Source organism: Campylobacter showae CC57C, from assembly GCF_000344295.2.
Classification (GTDB): domain Bacteria; phylum Campylobacterota; class Campylobacteria; order Campylobacterales; family Campylobacteraceae; genus Campylobacter_A; species Campylobacter_A showae_B.
In genome coordinates this window covers 1-18589 of the sequence record NZ_AOTD01000142.1, presented here as the reverse complement: position 1 = coordinate 18589, position 18589 = coordinate 1, and the positions used below count along the sequence as shown (strand labels likewise).

At 48.6% G+C, this 18589-nt stretch carries 13 protein-coding genes and 1 pseudogene; 9 read left to right on the top strand and 5 right to left on the bottom strand.

Annotated elements, in window-relative coordinates; translation table 11 throughout:
• Positions 1–180: 180 nt before the first annotated feature.
• Positions 181–1899 (bottom strand): molybdopterin-dependent oxidoreductase, encoded by a 1719-nt coding sequence (locus H740_RS05475; RefSeq protein WP_004322788.1) that lies wholly within the window; start codon positions 1897–1899, stop codon positions 181–183.
• Between the two features lie 224 nt (positions 1900–2123).
• Here H740_RS05475 and H740_RS05470 point away from each other — a divergent pair, with 224 nt between their 5' ends.
• The 4 genes from H740_RS05470 (at position 2124) to H740_RS05455 (ending at position 5603) form a co-directional block, all read left to right on the top strand.
• On the top strand, positions 2124–2693 hold the full coding sequence (locus H740_RS05470) for a YcxB family protein (RefSeq protein ID WP_004322787.1): 570 nt from the start codon (positions 2124–2126) through the stop codon (positions 2691–2693).
• A 20-nt stretch (positions 2694–2713) separates the two neighbouring features.
• Positions 2714–4630, top strand: coding sequence for a hypothetical protein (locus H740_RS05465; protein WP_004322786.1), 1917 nt, complete (start codon positions 2714–2716; stop codon positions 4628–4630).
• Between the two features lie 29 nt (positions 4631–4659).
• A complete protein-coding gene (locus tag H740_RS05460) occupies positions 4660–4923 on the top strand; it encodes a hypothetical protein (protein ID WP_002952221.1) in 264 nt (87 codons plus the stop codon).
• Positions 4924–5345: 422 nt separating this feature from the next.
• Complete coding sequence (locus H740_RS05455; RefSeq protein WP_002952220.1) at positions 5346–5603, top strand: hypothetical protein; 258 nt, start codon at positions 5346–5348, stop codon at positions 5601–5603.
• A gap of 269 nt (positions 5604–5872) precedes the next feature.
• On the opposite strand, the gene H740_RS05450 is transcribed toward H740_RS05455, so the two are convergent.
• Positions 5873–6469, bottom strand: coding sequence for a DJ-1/PfpI family protein (locus H740_RS05450; RefSeq protein WP_002952219.1), 597 nt, complete (start codon positions 6467–6469; stop codon positions 5873–5875).
• A gap of 134 nt (positions 6470–6603) precedes the next feature.
• On the opposite strand from H740_RS05450, the gene H740_RS05445 reads away from it, so the two are divergent.
• Positions 6604–8232, top strand: coding sequence for a formate--tetrahydrofolate ligase (locus H740_RS05445; protein WP_002952218.1), 1629 nt, complete (start codon positions 6604–6606; stop codon positions 8230–8232).
• Between the two features lie 438 nt (positions 8233–8670).
• Here H740_RS05445 and H740_RS05440 read toward each other — a convergent pair whose 3' ends face one another.
• On the bottom strand, positions 8671–9111 hold the full coding sequence (locus H740_RS05440; RefSeq protein WP_002952217.1) for a pyrimidine dimer DNA glycosylase/endonuclease V: 441 nt from the start codon (positions 9109–9111) through the stop codon (positions 8671–8673).
• Between the two features lie 114 nt (positions 9112–9225).
• The gene (gene uvrA, locus H740_RS05435; protein ID WP_002952216.1) at positions 9226–12081 is read right to left on the bottom strand and encodes an excinuclease ABC subunit UvrA; all 2856 of its coding nucleotides are present in this window, start codon (positions 12079–12081) and stop codon (positions 9226–9228) included.
• 175 nt (positions 12082–12256) lie between these two features.
• Here uvrA and H740_RS05430 point away from each other — a divergent pair.
• Together H740_RS05430 and H740_RS05425 are read left to right on the top strand one after the other, a co-directional pair.
• A pseudogene (locus H740_RS05430) lies at positions 12257–13914 on the top strand (SLC13 family permease).
• A gap of 92 nt (positions 13915–14006) precedes the next feature.
• Positions 14007–15587, top strand: coding sequence for a class I SAM-dependent methyltransferase (locus tag H740_RS05425; RefSeq protein ID WP_002952215.1), 1581 nt, complete (start codon positions 14007–14009; stop codon positions 15585–15587).
• A 193-nt stretch (positions 15588–15780) separates the two neighbouring features.
• On the opposite strand, the gene H740_RS05420 is transcribed toward H740_RS05425, so the two are convergent.
• Positions 15781–16533 (bottom strand): sulfite exporter TauE/SafE family protein, encoded by a 753-nt coding sequence (locus H740_RS05420; protein WP_002952214.1) that lies wholly within the window; start codon positions 16531–16533, stop codon positions 15781–15783.
• Positions 16534–16610: 77 nt separating this feature from the next.
• On the opposite strand from H740_RS05420, the gene H740_RS05415 reads away from it, so the two are divergent.
• Together H740_RS05415 and H740_RS05410 are read left to right on the top strand one after the other, a co-directional pair.
• Entirely contained in the window at positions 16611–17039 is a 429-nt protein-coding gene (locus tag H740_RS05415) for a DUF302 domain-containing protein (RefSeq protein WP_002952213.1), read from the top strand.
• Positions 17040–17087: 48 nt separating this feature from the next.
• Positions 17088–18455, top strand: coding sequence for an anthranilate synthase component I family protein (locus tag H740_RS05410; protein ID WP_002952209.1), 1368 nt, complete (start codon positions 17088–17090; stop codon positions 18453–18455).
• The last annotated feature ends 134 nt before the right edge of the window (positions 18456–18589 follow it).

Sequence of the window (18589 nt, the reverse complement as noted above, 5' to 3'; positions counted from 1 at the left end):
ATTTTACAAATTTTAGGCAAAAAAACGGCTGATTTGAGGCAAATTTAAAATTTAGCGTCTTGGAGCAAGTGCTGGAATGGTCAAATTTGAGTTAAATTTGACGCTAAATTTGAGCGGGTAAATTTAAAAAATAGTCAAATTTGAGCGGCTAGCTTACCGCTCAAATTTAAATCATATAGCCTAGGCCTCTATCGTCGCAGGCCTATCAAACGCCGTTACGCTCGGCAGTTCGCCTTTAAATTTCTCGATCTGCACCATGCTTGTGTGCGCGGTGTTGCTTTGCGAGAGCTGCGAGCTAGGCACGTCTTTGGTTAGCACGTTTATGTTGCCGTGTTTGCAAAGGCTTTTCTCGCCCCAGACGGCCGGGTCGTACCACGCGCCTTCGCTTACGATCACGACGTTATCTTGCGCGGTGTCGCTTACCAGCGCGCCGCAGAGAATCTCGCCTCGGTCGTTGTAGATCCTCACCACGTCGCCCGTTTTTATGCCGCACGCCTTTGCCGTGTCGGGGCTGATGAGCGCGGGTTCGCGGCCCGCGATCTCAGCGTAGTTGCGGATGAGCGAGCTGTTTAGCTGCGAGTGGAGTCTAAATTTAGAGTGCGCGCCGCTGATGGCGATAGGATACTTGCTCACGTCGCCGCCCAGCCATTCAAACGGCTCCATCCACGTAGCGTGCGGCGGGCAGTCGGGATAGCCTAGCTTTTCGACCGCCTCAGAGTAGAGCTCGATCTTGCCCGACGGCGTTTTTAGCGCGTTTTTCTCGGGATCGGCGCGGAAGTCCGCGTAGTTTGTAAAGTAGCGCTTCTTTTCGTCGATCTTATCAAATTTGACGTAGCCTTTTTGCCAAAACTCCTCAAATTTCGGCATCGCCACTCCCATACCCTCGGCTTGCTTTGCGGCGTTTTCGTAGATTTCCCTCACCCACTCAAGCTCCGTTTTACCCTCGCTAAAGGCCTGCTCGTACTCGTCGCCCCACTGTGCGCAGATGAGCCGCGCGATCTCAAAGTCGCTCTTGCTCTCGCCGGCAGGCTTTACTAGCGGTTTAATGGCAAAAAGGTATTCGCTAGTCGAGTTTGCAAACTCGATATCCGTGCGCTCGCACTCTAGCGCCGCCGGTAGCACGATGTCGCTGAGCCTCGCCGTACTAGTCCAAAAGGGCTCGGTGGTGATGATCGCTTCGATCTTTTTCATCGCTGCGACCGCGCGGTTGGTGTCGGGATGTCGGGTGAAGGTCGAGCCGTTGGCGTTAAACATCACGCGTATGTGCGGCATGACGTACTTTTTGCCGTTGCGCTCGATTTCTTTGCCGGGCTCCATGATCGCGTCTATGAGCCTGCTGTTTGGTATCTCGTGGTATTTGGCTTTGGTTAGCTTGCCCTGCGGGGCGATGTATTTTTCGTTTACCGCCGGGTTAAAAGCCTGAAGCTTTGGCGCGACGAAGCTGATATCTGCGTTTTTATGCATCTGATCGTTCATCACGTAGCCGCGCCCGGTCTTGCCGATGTCGCCCAGCATCGCCGCTAGCGTGATCAGCGCCCAGTACGCCATCTCGCCGTGGTGCTGACGCTGAATAGAGTAGCCTGTAACTATGAGCGTGTCTTTTTTAGCTAGCGTACCCGCTAGCTCTTTTAGCTCCTTTTCGCTCACGCCGCAAATTTTACTCGCCCATTTTAGATCCTTTTTCACGCCGTCTTTAACGCCCGTGAAATAATCCTTAAATTTATCAAACCCGACCGTGTAGCGCTCGATAAATTCCTTGTCGTATAGCCCGTTTTCGTAGAGATATTCGCAAAGCCCCATCTGCTCGTCAAATATCGCCTGCGCCGCGGCGTCAAACTGTTTTGCTTGCGTCGAAGCAGCAGCCAGCGCGCCTAGTTTTAGAAAGTCTCGTCTTTTCATGATTCTGCCTTAAATTTAAATTTGATTGGTTGATTTGGTTTAAATTTAGCGGGATTTACGTGGTTGAACTTTGCATTGTTTGCCTTTTAACGTATTACGCGACCTCGCGTCTTGGTGGCGATTTTACTAAATTTGGGCTTAATTATCGTTTTAGCGGCGATTTTAAAAATAGCGTAAATTTAGGCCAAATTTGATAATATCTCATCAAAATTTAAAGGAAGCAAATGTCAAATTTAAAAGCCGAATTTGAGATAAAGCCTAGCGCCGAGTATAAAGCGATGACGCGCGAGGTGGGCAAGATTGTTTATAAGGGCGATAAATTTATGCGAAACATACGTATGTGCGACTTTACGGCGTCGGCTCTTGGCATGTTTTTTATCACGCTTTTGTGCGTCAAATTTTACTTCAGGGAGCTTAGCGACTTGCTTAGGGATTACGGTTTTAGCGGCGTGGAAAATCTAGCCTACCTATCGTGGATGGCCACGTTTTTTACTCTGCTTTACGCTACTGGGCTGCGGCCTTGGCTGCTTACTCGCGCGCTGATAAATAAAGCAAACTACGGCGAATTCGGACCAAAAAGCGTGATCTTAGAGGATGAGTTTTTCGTGCAAAAGAGCAAATTCGGCGAGGGCAGATATTTTTATAACGTCATCAGCGACGCTCGCTACGTCGGTAGTTTCGTCGTCGTTATCATCGCAAACTCCATGTTTTACGCCGTGCCGCGCGAGGCTTTTGGCGACGGCGGGGCGGAGTTTTTAAGCGAGATAAAAAAGCGCGCGAAGCTAGACGCGTAAAATCAAATTTAGGATTTAAAATGAGCGAATTTGACGAGCTAAGTTTACACGAGCCGTTTTTAAAAGGGCTGCGCAATCTAATAAACGGCAACCAAGCGAAGCCTGAGGATTTGGTAGAAATTTCGCACGAAGTTTTTGATTTTGAAGCCATAGCTAGCGTGACGTGGGAGTTTTACGGCAAGCGCGAGGAGAGCAAGATCGCAGGCGGCGCAAAAGAGCAGATACACTTCGGAGGCGACGTTCGCAGCTACGAAAATCACGCCAGAGAGTGCTTGCTGCAGGCTAGAGATAGCGCGGATCTGCGTGAAATTTTACTCGCCGAGCTACGACAAGACGCAAAAGAAGCCATCGCAAAATCAGGCAGCGCGGTTAGGTATTACGATTTTAAGCCATTTAGCATGAGCGAACGCTGCGGCAACTGCGGAGGCGACGGGCAGACGCGATGTGGCGAGTGCGGCGGACGCGGTAAAAAAACCTGCTCTAGCTGCGGCGGACGCGGACGACAGAGCTGCTCCATGTGCGGAGGCGACGGCGGCGTAAATCGCCCTCACACGCAGTATAACTCAGACGGCAGCACCTACGTAACGTATCGCTACGAGAGCTGTTCATCATGCGGCGGTAGCGGCTCAAATACCTGCTACGGCTGCTCGGGATCTGGCACGGTTAGGTGCGGCGGATGCGGGGGATCAGGCTACGTGCAGTGCGCCCAGTGCAGCGGGCACGGATACTTTACCACGGTAGCAAACATCAGCGCCTACGCGAAACCCAGCGTAAATTTACGCATAAAATCGCGCGCCTACGCGGACGAGCTTTTGGACTTTTTATGCGCGCGCACCTGCAAATTTATCTCGCAAACGATACCGTTTTATCAAGACGAAGAGAGCGGCGACGAGAGCTCGCACCTGTTTTCTTACGTGGGTTCTAGCGCGATAACGAGGCTAAATTTTATCCTGCTAGGCAAGGAGTACGAGGCGGTGGGCTTTAGCAACCCGCCCTACGCCTTTATCAGGCCGCCGTTTTTTGATGATCTTTTTGCCGACGAGATATCTATGCTAGAAAAGATGGGTGCCGACGGCAAGATAACTAGGCGCGAGGCGTTTAAATTTTTCACGCGCTACTGCTCGCAGCCCGCTCTAGACTCCGCGCTAAAGCGTATCGCTAAAACGGACGGCGCGCAAACCGAGGCCGCAAACGCCGTGATAGAAGCCTGCGAAGGCTACGTCTCAACGGGCGCGGCGAGCAAGCTTGGCGATACGATGAAAAAATGCCTGGATAAAATCTCTCCCGTTTACTCGCCTGCGGTTTGGTTCGGGCTAGGCTCTGTGTTTTGGCTGATTGCGCTAGTTTTTACGGCGGGATTTTTGGGCGAAAATTTAGCCGAGCGCTACATCATGGCGCCTATTTATACTCTTGTATTTTTAGCCCTTTGCGCGGGCGTTGCTTTGTGCGTCTTGGCGCCTCTTAGCGCGCTGGTTACGCTGATTCGCCGCAGCTCCGTGCCCAAAGAGTACCGCCAAAGCATGCGAAACAAAGAGGCTTTTTTGCTATTTTTTAAAATTTTAGCGGGCTTTGGAGCAGTCGGCGCGATCTACGGCGCGATATCGAGTTTTGGTTACGCTCCGACTCTTATGCAGCTTGACGAGCGCTTTGAGGCGTCGCGCAGCCTGGAGGCCAAATTTCGCGAGATAACGGCTAAATTTGAGGGCTCTAGCGACCAAGAGCGCGAAGCAAGCTCCACCGCCGTAGCCAAAACCGCGCCGCAGATCACGCAAAAAGAGAAAATTTTATACGTGCAAAAAGCTATCGGCGTCAAGGCAGACGGCATCATGGGCGCGCGCACTCTCAAAAAGGCGCAGGAGTTTTTGGACGCAAATTTGACGAACGCGGATGAAATTTACGAAGCCGTAAAAGCAAAAGAGGCAAGCCGCGGAAAATAATTGCTTATATCTCATTTTAGGAGGATAAAATGCCCAAAATCAACTGGGACGGAAGGTCTGCGGGCAACGGCGCTTGGGTATACGAGGGCAACGAGCTAAAGCCAAAATACGGCGCAACCACGCACAATACGTTTGAATTTGACGGCGGCGTGCTAAAGCCTAAAACTGGAGCCAACTCCTCTAATACCTTTGAGTTTGACGGGAGAAAAATAAAACCCAAATACGGCGCAAACTCAAGCAACACTTGGGTGATACAAGGCAATGTCGTCAAGCCCGATTTTGGTTCAAACTAGAGCAACACCTACGACATAAACGGAGCCCCTATCGCCGTCATAATAGGGCAAGTCTGCCTAAAGCTGTGGTAGCGGAGCAAAGCGAGCCGTTTGTTTTAAAACTTACGATTTTGGCGCGCGGCGCGGTAAATTTGACTCGGCTTAAATTTAGCGCTCAATTTTAGCGACCGCCGCAAGCTAAATTTTAAAATAGATCCGCGTTTTTGTCGCTATTCCAGACATACTCCATCGTCCATACGCCGCACCCGTTTACTTATCATTTTTACTTGCTTTTTGGATGGATTTTACACGAGTTTTGTTTAAATTTTGTCTTAAATTTTATCGCAGGCTTTTGATTTGAATTTTAAAAGCAAGCTTTTGATATAAATCATCAAAATTTTACGCTAATTATGATAATATTTCCCAAAAATAAAGGAGAAAAAATGAATAACGATCACGCAACCAAAACAGAACCTAAGCGCCCGCTAAGCAAGCTAGTTCGCGTTTGCGACGCCGTTGCCGTGATGTTTTACCTTGTTATCGTAGGCGGATTTTACCTCTACATCGGCCGCAACGTCGGCGTGCAATACGACTACTACGAAAAGCCTTTTGTTTTTTGCTTACCTTACGTAATCTGGTTTGCGACGACGCTAGCGATGATTTACGTTGCCTTGGTACGCGAAAAGCTTAAAACACTCTAAACAGCGATAAGTCTGTCGCCCAAAACCGCTAAATTTATAAAATTCGCGATTTTTGGCAGTAAAATTTGCATTGTTTTGGATTATTTGCTTTTTTTGCCGTAAATTGGAAACTTTCCGCCTATCAGACTTAATTTGCTCTTTTTATACCCGTGCTTTTGAACGGCTAATTTTGTAAATTCGTTTTTCACGCATCTTTTAGGCACGGTGCCTCGAAATTTGACTCGGATTAAATTTAGCGCTCAATTTTAGCAACCGCCGCAAACTAAAATTTAAAACAGATCTGCGTTTTTGTCGCTATTCCACACATACTCCATCGCCCGAGCGATACGCTGCGCCTCGTCCTGCCCGTGCATATCGGCGATAAAACCCAGAGCCGCGTCGATGCCCGCGCTCACGCCCGAGCTCGTGTAAATTTTCCCGCTAACGCACCACCTGGCCGCACGCACCCAGCGCACGCTAGGAGCCTCTGAGGTCACCCACTGCCATGATAGTTTATTGCTCGTGGCCTCTATGCCGTCCAAAAGCCCTGTTTTAGCTAGCAGCACTGAACCCGTACATACCGCAATCACATATTCGTGTCTACGCGTTAGATCGCCTAGAGCCGCGATAAACTCGCCCTCATGCGCAAGCTTCCTAGCCGCAAAACCACCCGGCACGAGCAAAACGTCAAATTTAGCTATCTTATCTAGCTTTCGCGTCCAAATTTTAGCGCTCGTACTGCTGCCCACGAGTCCGCCAGTAGCCGAGAAATACTCTATCTCATAGCACTTTCGCTCGTCATCCAGCACCCTAGATAGCACCTCGGCGGGTCCTAGCGCGTCCATCGTCGTAAATCCCTCGTAAAGCAAAACATTCACCGCCTTCATCGTCGATCCTTTGTCAAATTTGGCTTCAAATTTAGCCCAAATTTGATTACGAGCGGCTAAAATTTAATGAGATTTTTCGCATTTGCGAGGTAAAATTACAAAATCATTTTAAATCAAATTTTTAAGGAAAGACGATGCTAGGCGACAGAGAAATAGAAGCGAGCGCAAAGCCGCAAAATATCGTAAAAATCGGTGCAAAACTGGGACTAGGCGAGGAGGCGCTGGATACTTTCGGCAAGCTAAAAGCCAAGATTGGGCCGCGACTGGGTAACGCGACGGACTCAAACCTCATCCTAGTTACCGCGACCAACCCGACGCCGTACGGCGAGGGCAAAACGACCGTAACCGTGGGGCTATCTGACGGCTTAGCGCGTATCGGCAAACGCGTGTGCGCCGCTCTTAGAGAGCCAAGCCTGGGGCCTGTTTTTGGTATAAAAGGCGGAGCGACGGGCGGCGGTTACTCGCAGGTGACGCCTAGCGAGGATATCAACCTGCACTTTAACGGCGACTTTCACGCTATCACCTCAGCAAATAACCTCATCGCGGCGATGCTGGACAATCATATCCACCACGGCAATGCCCTAAATATCGACCCTGCGCGCGTCGTTTTCAAACGCTGCATGGATATGAACGACCGCTCGCTAAGAGAGATAGAAATCGGCCTTGAAAAGAGCAATAAATTTCCGCGCAAGGACGGATTTGTCATCACCGCCGCTAGCGAAATAATGGCGATCCTATGCCTCGCAACCGATCTAAAAAATCTAAAAGAGCGCGTAGAAAATATCGTCGTCGCCTACGATAAAGAGGGCAGCCTCGTGCGCGCAAAATCCCTAAACTGCGCCGACGCCGTCTGCGTCCTGCTAAAAGAGGCGATAAAACCAAACCTCGTGCAAACGCTAGAAGGCACGCCAGTGCTCATCCACGGCGGACCGTTCGCAAATATCGCGCACGGCTGCAATAGCGTGATCGCAACTAAAACTGCGCTAAACTTAGCCGACTACGTCGTGACCGAGGCGGGTTTTGGCGCCGAGCTAGGAGCGCAAAAGTTCCTCGATATCAAGTGCCGCACCGCGGGACTCGCTCCAAAATGCGTCGTGCTAGTAAGCACCATCCGCTCGCTAAAATATAACGGCGGATGCGACAAAGACGGCATCTCGCAGCCAAATTTGGACGCGTTAAAACTAGGCGGCGAAAACCTAAAAGCCCACATAGAAAATCTAAAAAATTTCAACCAAAACGTCATCGTCGCGCTCAATAAATTCGCGACCGATACGGACGAGGAGATCGCTCACGTGCGCGCTCTTTGCGAGGAGTCGGGAGCCGAGTTTAGCGTGTGCGAGGGCTTTTTAAAAGGAAGCGTGGGCACAGAGGATCTAGCTAAAAAAGTTGCGCAAATCTGCGAAAAACAGGCGCATGAGATAAACTTCACATATGAGCCCGCCGACCCCGTAAAAACCAAGATCGAAAAGATCGCGACTAAAATTTACGGCGCAAAAGAAGTGGTCTTTAGTCCGCGCGCGCAAGAGGATCTAGCCGAGATTTCGCGCCTAGGCTTTGACGCCTTTCCAGTTTGCGTCGCAAAAACGCAGTATAGCTTTAGCTCGGACGCCAAGCTGCTAGGACGACCCAAGGGCTTTAGCTTCGAGGTTAGCGCGCTTGAGATCCGCGGCGGAGCGGGCTTTATCGTAGCGGTTAGCGGATCGACGATGCTGATGCCGGGACTACCTAAAGTGCCTGCCGCCGAGCAGATGAAAGCGGAGTAAATTTAACTCGCCGATCTGTCAAATTCGATTGTAAATTTGGCCAGTCGGTGCAGTTTTATTTCTGAAAACAAAGGCGAATTTGACGGAAATTTGACGTCAGGTTCGCCTTTTTAAATTTAACTATTTCGTCCTTTAAATTTGACGTCAAATTTAAAACGCTAAATTTAGCAAATATCCACTCTGGCTCGTAAATTTTATATTTTGTCGCAGCGCCATTCGTGCTAGATTTTTATCTTATCGTCCATACATCGCCGAAACGCAAAATCAAATTTACCCGCTCAAAGCCGAACATCGGCCTAGCGCCAAATTTGCGCCATTTTACGACGTTTTAAATATCTAAATTTAACGCTCGAAATTTGCTGTAATTTTCGGGAAAATCGACGTAATTTATTTTGGCGTTTTTAATCAAATTTGCGCAAGCAAGCCAAAAAGACGGAGCTAAATTTTCACCTTTTCCCACGGCTCGATTTTGCCCTCGACCTCTTTAAAAATGCTCGCGATTTCTATATTTTTTACGCTTAAATTTCGCTCATAAGCCTTAATATCGCGTGATTTTAGCTTCTCTTGCAAAAATGCGAATTCATACTCGATCTGTCCGCGAGTGACGGCTATTTTAGCCAAATTTCGCTCGTCAAATTCGCCTACTTTTGCCGCGTCGAATTTATACCCGCGAGCGCAGGCCTGCGCGTAAACCTCCGCCAGATACGCGTTTATCGCCTTACACGCGTTTTCATGCGCGTAAAAGCGGTCAAGCTGCGGGTGATTTTTGTACCCTTTAGTTAGCCCCGCCAGCACATTTTTAGCTAGCAGAGCCTCGCGCCAAAGTGCGACTAGCCCCTTTGCGTCGAGATATTTAAAACTTATCGTCCAAAGCCTCATTTGTACCTTTCATTAAATTTACCGCAGTTTTTGCTAGCCAAATTTGGCGCGGTTGATCCCGCAAATCATCAAATTTATACCGCAAATTTGATCCGTTACAAACTTTTAAAGTTTTTATTTTTTCTTCGCCTTTTTTGCCGCGTTTTTCATATTTTCCAGCTCCTCGGCTAAAAATTTGCCCGTATAACTGCCCGTTTTTGCGTGATTTTTGGCGACCTCTTTTACGCTGCCCTGCGCGATGATTTTACCGCCCTTTGCGCCGCCTTCGGGTCCCATATCGACGATGTAGTCGCAGTTTTTGATGACGTCCATGTTGTGCTCGATGACAAAGACCGAGTTGCCAAGATCGACCAAATGGTGCAGCACGCGCACGAGCCTATCGACGTCGGCAAAATGCAGTCCCGTAGTCGGTTCATCAAGGATATAGAGCGTATTTCCCGTGTCCGAGCGGCTGAGCTCCTTTGCCAGCTTCACGCGCTGCGCCTCGCCGCCGCTTAGCGTCACGGCGTTTTGCCCCAGCGTGATGTAGCCTAGGCCCACGTCTTGCAACGTCGTTAGTTTGCTGGCGATTTTAGGCACGGATTTAAAAAACTCCACCGCCTCGTCGATGCTCATATTTAGCACGTCGGCGATACTTTTGCCTTTGTAGAGGATTTCTAGCGTCTGGGCGTTGTAGCGGGTGCCGCCGCACGAGTCACAAACTACGTTTACGTCTGGCAAAAAGTGCATCTCGATCGTGATCTCGCCCTCGCCTTGGCACTTTTCGCAGCGTCCGCCCTTGACGTTAAAGCTAACCCTGCCGATCTTGTAGCCTCGCAGTTTGGCTTCCTTAGTCTGCGCAAAAAGCCCTCTGATCTCGTCCATCACGCCCGTGTAGGTGGCAGGGTTTGAGCGCGGAGTACGACCGATCGGGCTTTGATCGAGGTAGATCACTTTGTCTAGATTTTCTAGTCCGCTCAAATTTACCCCGGCGACCTTTTTTACTTTTTTAGCTCGGTTTAGCTGTTCCTGCGCCTCGGGCAAAAGAGTTTGCAGCACGAGCGAGCTTTTACCAGATCCTGAAACTCCCGTGATACCGACCAAATTTCGCAGCGGAAAGCGCGCGCTTAAATTTGATATGTTGTTGATATTTACGTTTGAGATCTCGAGCCAGGTGTCGCTTTTGCGGTTTTTTTGATAGTCGATTTCCTTTTCGCCGTTTATGTAAAGCGCTGTTTGCGTGCTTGAGCCTAGCAGGCTTTTCACGTCGCCGGCAAAGACTATCTGCCCGCCAAATTTCCCGGCTCCAGGCCCGATATCCACGACGTAGTCGGCCTCCTCGATCGTCTTTTTATCGTGCTCGACGACGATCACCGAGTTGCCTTTGGCTTGTAAATTTCGCAGCGTTTTGATGAGCTTTAGCGTATCGCGTTCGTGCAGACCGATGCTAGGCTCGTCTAGTACGTACATCACGCCGCTAAGGCCCGAGCCGATTTGGCTTGCGATCCTGATACGCTGCGCTTCGCCGCCGCTGATCGTGCGCGCGTCGCGTCCAAGCGAGAGATAGCCAAGTCCAACGTCGTAGAGGAAAAATAACCTCTCGTTTATCTCCTTAAATATCGGCTTTGCGATCGTTTTATCGTATTCGCTAAGGTAGCTAAAATTTGACTCGTCTGAAAAAAACGCGGTGCAGTTTTCGATACTCATATCTAAAATTTCGCCGATACCGCACCCCGCGACCTTGACGGCTAGGCTTTGCGGCTTTAGCCTGTGTCCGCCGCAGTCGTCGCAGACCTTCTCGCTCATGTATTCGTCAAAATCCTTGTAGTCCTTTAGCAGTCCGTGAGTGATTTTTAGCGCACCTTCAAATTTACGCAGTAGTTTGTTTCGCTTCCAGAAAAACTCAACCTCTTTTACGTTGCCGTAGAGTACGAGGCGCTTTTCATCCTCGCTAAGCTCGCAGTAAGGGCGCTTGACGTCGATACCGTTTTGCTCGCAAAAAGCTAGCAAAAATTTATAATAATAACTCATGTTGTAGCCGTAAAGTAGCTTTATCGCGCCGCCTTCGATGCTTTTTTCCTCGTCGATCACTTTGGTGAGATCCAGGCTATATCTGATACCCAGTCCGTCGCACCTCTCGCACGCACCTTTTGGGGAGTTGAAGCTAAAGCTAAGCGGCTCGAGCGGCGTAAATGAAATTTTACAATCAAAGCATGCCGAGTGTTCGCTGTAGTGGATGAAGCTCTCCTTTAGCCCGAGTTCTTCGGCGTTTGCTATCTCGATCTCGACCTCGCCGTAGCTCTCTCCTAACGCTTTTTCCACGTCTTGGGCTAGGCGCTGTGCGTTATCCGCGTCTATCACGATGCGGTCTACGATGAGCTTTATCGTGTGTTTTTTGGTTTTAGCTAGCTCGATCTCCTCGTCTAATCTCACCTGCACGCCGTCTATCTGGGCGCGCACGTAGCCTTTACCGCGTAAATTTTCGATCAGATCCGCCCACGTGCCCTTTTTCTCGCGCACGAGCGGAGCGTAGATGACGACTTTAGCGCCCTGGGGCAGCTTTTGGATCTCGTTTATGATGTCGCTAGCCGACATTTTAGAGATCGGTTTGCCGCACTTGTGGCAGTGCTGGATGCCGACCCTTGCATAAAGAAGGCGTAGGTAGTCGTAAATTTCCGTTATCGTGCCCACGGTCGAGCGCGGGTTTTTAGACGTGGTTTTTTGATCTATCGCGATGGCGGGCGTGAGGCCCTCGATCTTATCGACGTCGGGCTTGCCTACGCGGTCTAGAAACTGCCTGGCGTAGCTGCTAAGGCTCTCCATATATCTGCGCTGCCCCTCGGCGTAAAGCGTGTCAAACGCTAGTGTGCTCTTGCCGCTGCCGCTAAGTCCGGTGAAAACTACGAGCTTGTTTTTTGGGATTTCGAGGTTTAAATTTTTCAGGTTGTGCTCGCGCGCGCCCGTGATTTTTATGGTGTCGTTTGCGTTCATTTTCGCTTCCGTGATTTTAAATTTTTAACCCGTAATTATACCTAAAATCGCTTTAACTAAAATCGTTGTTACTTTTATCAACACTTTAGTAAAAAATCAATTTTAAAGCAAAAGAATTTTTTAAGCTATAAGCTTTTTGGATGTATTATAAATTATCTCAAGTATAGGAGTTATCATGGCAAATCCAAACATTCCTATCGACAGAAGAACAAACCGAGTCGAGCTCATCGGGCTGGTGCTAGGCGTTTTGCTAGCGATTTGGGTTTATAAAATCTTCCCCGCAAACGCCGGAGACATCGCCCTAGCTGCAGCAAAAGGTAAAAAGCTGCATGTAGAAGCCATGCCCGTCGTTGCCGCTGTAGCCGCACTGATGGCGGCGTGGTGGATGACCGAGGCCATCGCCCTGCCAGCAACCGCACTGGTTCCGATGGTGGCGTTTCCGGTGCTTGGCGTCGATGCATTTAAGGTAGTCGCGGCGCCGTATGCTTCGGACACGATCTATCTTTTTATGGGCGGCTTTGTGCTAGCCCTTGCTATGCAAAGGTGGAATCTGCACACCAGAATCGCCCTTGGCATCGTGCTTTTAGTTGGCACGAGCCCTAGGCGGCTGGTGGCTGGATTTATGGTGGCGACGGGGTTTTTATCCATGTGGGTGAGCAACACCGCAACCGCCATAATGATGCTGCCAGTGGGCCTAAGCGTACTACATTTGGTCGGACGTCTAACGACACAGAAATGGACGTTTACGGCAATCGAGGATGTGGCAAATTTGGACGAAATTTCACGCAAAGGCGTGCAAGGCGGCTTTATGAATACGGTATTTCACAAAGGCCGCGACATAGCAAAAGAGATAAAAGAAAAAACGAGCACCTTTAGCTCAAATTTCGGCATCTCGCTGATGTTAGGCATCGCCTAGCCGCCTCTATCGGCTCGGTTGGCACCATCATCGGTACTCCGCCAAACGCCCTGCTAGTGGCGTATATGAAAAACGAATTTGGCATCGAGATCGGCTTTTTTGAGTGGATGTTAGTGGGCGTACCGCTTAGCGTCGTTATGCTTGCGGCGTGTTGGTTTTTGCTCACCTACGTACTCTTTAAGCCTGAAATCGGCGAGATACCAAACGGCAAAAAAGTTATCCAAGACGAGCTAGATAAGCTCGGCCCTATAACCACGCCAGAAAAGCTTGTCGGAGTCATCTTCGTAGCAGCGGCCGCGTGCTGGATATCGCTAGGTTTTATCCTAAAATCCTTTGATATAAAAATCGCCAGTCTAGACGCCATAATCGCCATGAGTACGGCGATTTTGCTATTTATCGTACCCGCAAACAAAAGCGGCGAACGCCTCATCGACTGGGATAGCGCCAAAAAGCTGCCGTGGGATATCCTCATACTCTTTGGCGGCGGGCTGTCGCTCTCGGCGCAGTTTAGCAGCAGCGGGCTGTCGCTTTGGATCGGACATCAGGTCTCGGCACTCGGCGCGCTGCCTATCGCGGCGATCATCATGGCCGTCGTAACGCTCGTCATTTTCCTAACCGAGATCACGTCAAATACCGCCACCGCAGCGGCCTTTTTACCCGTCATTGCAGGCGTTAGCGCGGGGCTTGGATACTCCGGCGCAAACGTTATGCTATTTACGATCCCGGTCGCTATGGCGGCTACCTTTGCCTTTATGCTACCCGTCGCCACGCCGCCAAACGCCATCGCATACGGCTCTGGCTACGTAAAAATCAGCTCGATGATAAAGGCTGGAATCTGGCTAAATATCATCGGCATTTTTCTCATCACGGCAACCGTCGTCTTTATCGCTTCGGCTGTTTTCGGGCTTAAATTTTAATCAAATTTAGGCGGCCTTAACCGCCTAAATTTACCCGCATTTAATAGGCACTGCTGTATCATCGTAAAAATATTTTAACCTAAGGCTCTAAAATGAACGACATCCAAAAATCCTACGACGAGCTTCCATATATCTCGGCTGCATTTGCAGAGACTTCGCCTGCGCGACTTGAGGCTTTGGCTTCGTTTTTATCGCTAACTCCGCCGCCGTCCAAGACGGCTAGAGTGCTGGAAATAGGCTGCAGCTACGGCGGAAATTTATTTCCTTTTGCCATCGCAAATCCGCAGGCAAAGGTGCTAGGCATAGACCTAAGCGAGGTGCAGATAAATAAAGCCAAAGAGCTAGCCGAGCAAATGCGCGTGGATAATATCGAATTTATGGCAAAAGATATCTGCGATTTTACGGATGCGGACGTGAGAGATTACGGCAAATTTGACTATATAATCTGCCACGGCGTTTATAGCTGGGTGCCGGACGTCGTAAAGGACGCAATCCTAAAAACAATCAAGCGATTTTTGAGCCCAAACGGCGTGGCGTACGTGAGCTACAACGTCTATCCTGGCTGGAAGATCAAGGATACGATCAGGGATTTTTTAATGTTTGGCACGCGCGGTATAGAGGGCGAAGTGGCAAGAGTAGCAAAAGCAAGAGAGCTTTTAAAAGTGCTTGGAGAATACGCCAAATTTTGCCAAAAAGACGGCAATGTAAGCCAAATTTTCGTAAATTATGATAGCCTAAAATTTCACATCGATCATATACTCTCAACAAACGATTCCTATATCGCACACGAATATTTGGAAGCTTTTAACTATCCGATTTATTTTAAGGATTTTGCGGATAGTTTAGACAAAAACAATCTCGCCTATCTTGCCGAAGTAGGGCTCGAGGACGTTTTTCAGTCAAATTTGGGAATAGAAGAATTTGACTCGTATATAGACGCAAATTTTAGCTCGCGCATAGAAAAAGAACAGACACTCGACTTTTTAACAAACAAGGTTTTTAGACGCAGTATGATAGTACACAAAGAACTCGTTCCAAATGACTTTAACGTAAATATCGGCGCCGACGAACTTTGCAAGCTACATATCTCGGCAGGCTTTAATAAAGAAAGAGGCGGCTACAAAAATATTAGCAACGTCTTAATGAAGCCTGAGTATGACTGGCTTTATCAAGTCTTTACCGACGTATATCCGGCAAGCATAAATTTTGCCGACGTCGCAGCGCTTTTAAAAGACGACGAAAATGCGGTAAAATCGGCGTATTTTGGTTTTATGGAGATTTTGGCCGCAGACTGCGCTAAGCTAACGACTTACGAACGTCCGAAAATTACTTATGAAGTTGGTAAGAGTCGCCTAAAAGAACGTGCACGCGGATATTTTGAGTATTTTAGTGCCGCAGACGAACCTGTCATAAAATTTGCCGACGAACTAAATGTACCCGCGAATTTTTCGCAGTTTGACGCCTTTATCGCTCTTAAATTTAACGGCGAAAATTCGCTTGAAAATATCGTAAAACAGACAGTAAAATTTGCAAGAGAGAGAAACCTTGAGTTTACTAACAAAAACGGCACGATAAAAATCGCTAGCAAAAACGAATACCAAAAAGCGGCCGAAGAGTACGTAAAGGATCTCGAGCTAAAACTAAGCGACGGCGGATTTTTAGAAAATTTCTGATTTATTCTCGGGAGCTGGCGCAATAAATTTACCTCGCTCCCGCACTTCCCATAAATTTGACCGTATTGTTTTAAATTTATGCGAACTTCTGAACTCGCCAAAATTTGACGCAATTTTATAAAATTTGGACGAGTAGTTTCAGCTATTAAAGCGGTAAAATTTAGCAAAACAAAATTTACCGCAAATACTAAATTTAAGCAAAGAGCTTATTTATCATTATAATTAGCGTCGTACAGATGAGTGCGAGTAAACATCTTTTTTGGACGGTGCGGTCGATTTTTTGTGCTAAAGCCACGCCAAATCTCACGCTTATAAGCGAGCCGATACCGACTAAAACGCCAACCTCGTACTGCACGAGCCCCTGCGAGGATAGGCTGATAAAACCTGAAATCGACGAAAATATCACGAAAAATAGCCCCGTGCTGACGGCCTTTTTTATATCATAGTTGAGAAAATTTATCAAAACTGGCATGATGATAACCGAGCCGCCGATACCCACGCTGATAGCCACCGCACCGACAAAAAGTCCGACGAAAAAAAGCGGAACGAGAGATGGATTTTGCGCGCCTTTTGGCTCTGGGTTTTTAAAAAATAGCTTAATAACGTTAAAAGTTTGAATACAGATAAGCGTTAGAAGCAAAAACTTAGACGGTACGCTCGCCACGATAAAGCCGCTCGCGCTCGCCCCGCAAAAGCCGCCGACGCCTAGCACCAAAGCGGGTTTTAGATCGACGTTTTTGTTTTTTATATTTAAAAGCGAGCCGTAAACCGAGCTAAAAACCATCTGAAGGACGCTCACGCCGATTGCGTATTTAACGTCAAAGCCCAAAAACACGAGTATCGGCACAGCCGCCGCGCCGCCTCCGATGCCCAAAAATCCAGACAAAAAGCCGACAAAAAGCCCCAAACACACGTATCCGACCGACGCAACCGATAAAATTTCCATAATCTCGCCTTAAAGTAAAATCCGATTTTAGCCGTTTTTGGGTAAAATTAATTTTAAAATTTAAAAAAGGGAAGTTATTGAAAAGATTGTTTTTGATGATTTTTGCGGGGTTAAATTTGGCCTTTGCAGGCGTCACGGCAGGCCAGAGCGAGCTGGAACTAGAAGCTGCGGTTAAGAGATTTCAAAGACTGCTTGATATGAAGGATATTAGCGAATTTGCCATAGTGCCTCATCACGTTTTCGCCGCGCAAACGGGAGTAAATTTGACGCCGTCGGTCACTGTGATTTTCGGCGCGCCGAGCGTACTTGCGCCTTTAATAGAGTGCGAACCAAGCCTTGCGCTAGAGCTTCCGTTTAAGTTTTTATTTCAAAAAAGAGACGGCAAAACGGTCGTGAACTTTGAGGATATAAAAAGCATCGCGGCTAGATACGGCGTCTTTGACTGTCCCGCCCTAGACGCAGCGCAAAGGCTAGAGCGCGAGCTTTTTGACGCCGCCGTCAAATGAAAATTAAGCTTAATTTTTATATAATCTACGCTCATTAAAGGATATTTTATGTTACTTTTGAGCCCCGTTTTTTATTACGAAAAGATCCGCGAAAAATTCGCCAACTCCTACCTCGCCGAGGACACGACGCAGACCATCGTCGGTATCGACTGCGAGTATATCAGCAGCGAGCAGACCGATTTTGCGGGACTTAAGAGCTACTTTAAAGCTCAAAAATTTGACGCGCCTTTTGCGGGATTGTTTGGAGTGCTCGGCTACGGCGGGATAAAATATTTTGAAAAAATACCCGAATTTAACGCCTCGCAGTACGATTTCCCAGACTTTTTCTATGCCAATGCCTGCGCCTACCTGCACTTTGATAAAAATAGCAAAATTTACAGCTTTTACGGCGACCGCGAGCGGTATTATGATTTCCTCGTTAAATTTAGCGCAGACGACGAAGCGGCCGCCCAAGAACAGCGCGCAAAAAGACAGAGTAAATATAAAATTTTAACCGATTTAGACGGCGAAAAAGCGCATTTTCTGAGTATCGCCGAACGCGCCAAAGAGTACCTAAAAAGCGGCGATGTCTTTCAAGTCGTGCTAAGCGAACAGCTAAAACTAGCCTCGGATATGGATAGCCTAGACTTCTACCGAGAGCTTAGCGAGGCAAATCCGAGTCCATATATGTTTCACTTTCCGACCCCGTACGGCGACGTCGCGGGCTCTAGCCCCGAACTAGTCTGCGAGATAAAAGAGGGCAAGATCTACGTCGCGCCTATCGCCGGCACTCGCGGACGCGGCAAAGACGCGATAGAGGACGCCGCGCTCGAGCGCGAACTGCTAAGCGACGAAAAGGAACTAGCCGAGCACAAAATGCTCATCGACCTCGCCCGCAACGACATCGGCCGCGTTAGCAAACCAAAAAGCGTCGCGGTCAAAAACGCCATGCGCATCGTGCGCTACGAGAGCGTGATGCATATCCTAAGCGACGTCTACGGTGCAAAGGCGGGCGATCTAGACGCGTTTGACGCAGTCGGCAGCATCTTCCCCGCAGGCACGCTCAGCGGTACGCCAAAGATCCGCGCCATGGAGATCATCGCCGAGCTTGAGCCCTATAGGCGCAACGCATACGGCGGCGGTATCGGATTTTTCCACTTTAACGGCGACGCGCAAATGGCGATTTTGATTAGAAGCGCGATATTTGTGCGCAAATTTGACGCCAAATTTGATGCTCGCGGGCAAGACCCGCACCTTGACGGCGCAAACGAGTCAAATTTAAAAGACGACGAACTCGGGGAAAAATTTGCCGAAATTTTCGTACAGGCTGGAGCGGGTATCGTGATAGATAGCGTTCCCGAGTATGAATATAAAGAAATTTGTAAAAAACGCGCCTCGGCGCTAAACGTGTTTGCGAAAAACGCAAAGGAAATTTGAAAAATAAAAATTTGGGCTTTTAAGTAAAAAACAACCGTTTGAGGTTGTTTTTTACTTTGTTGTAAAGAGGGTGGAGGCTTGAATTGCGCTCTGCTTTGCAGTCACGAGGCAAAGCCGAAGCAAAAGAGCTCCCT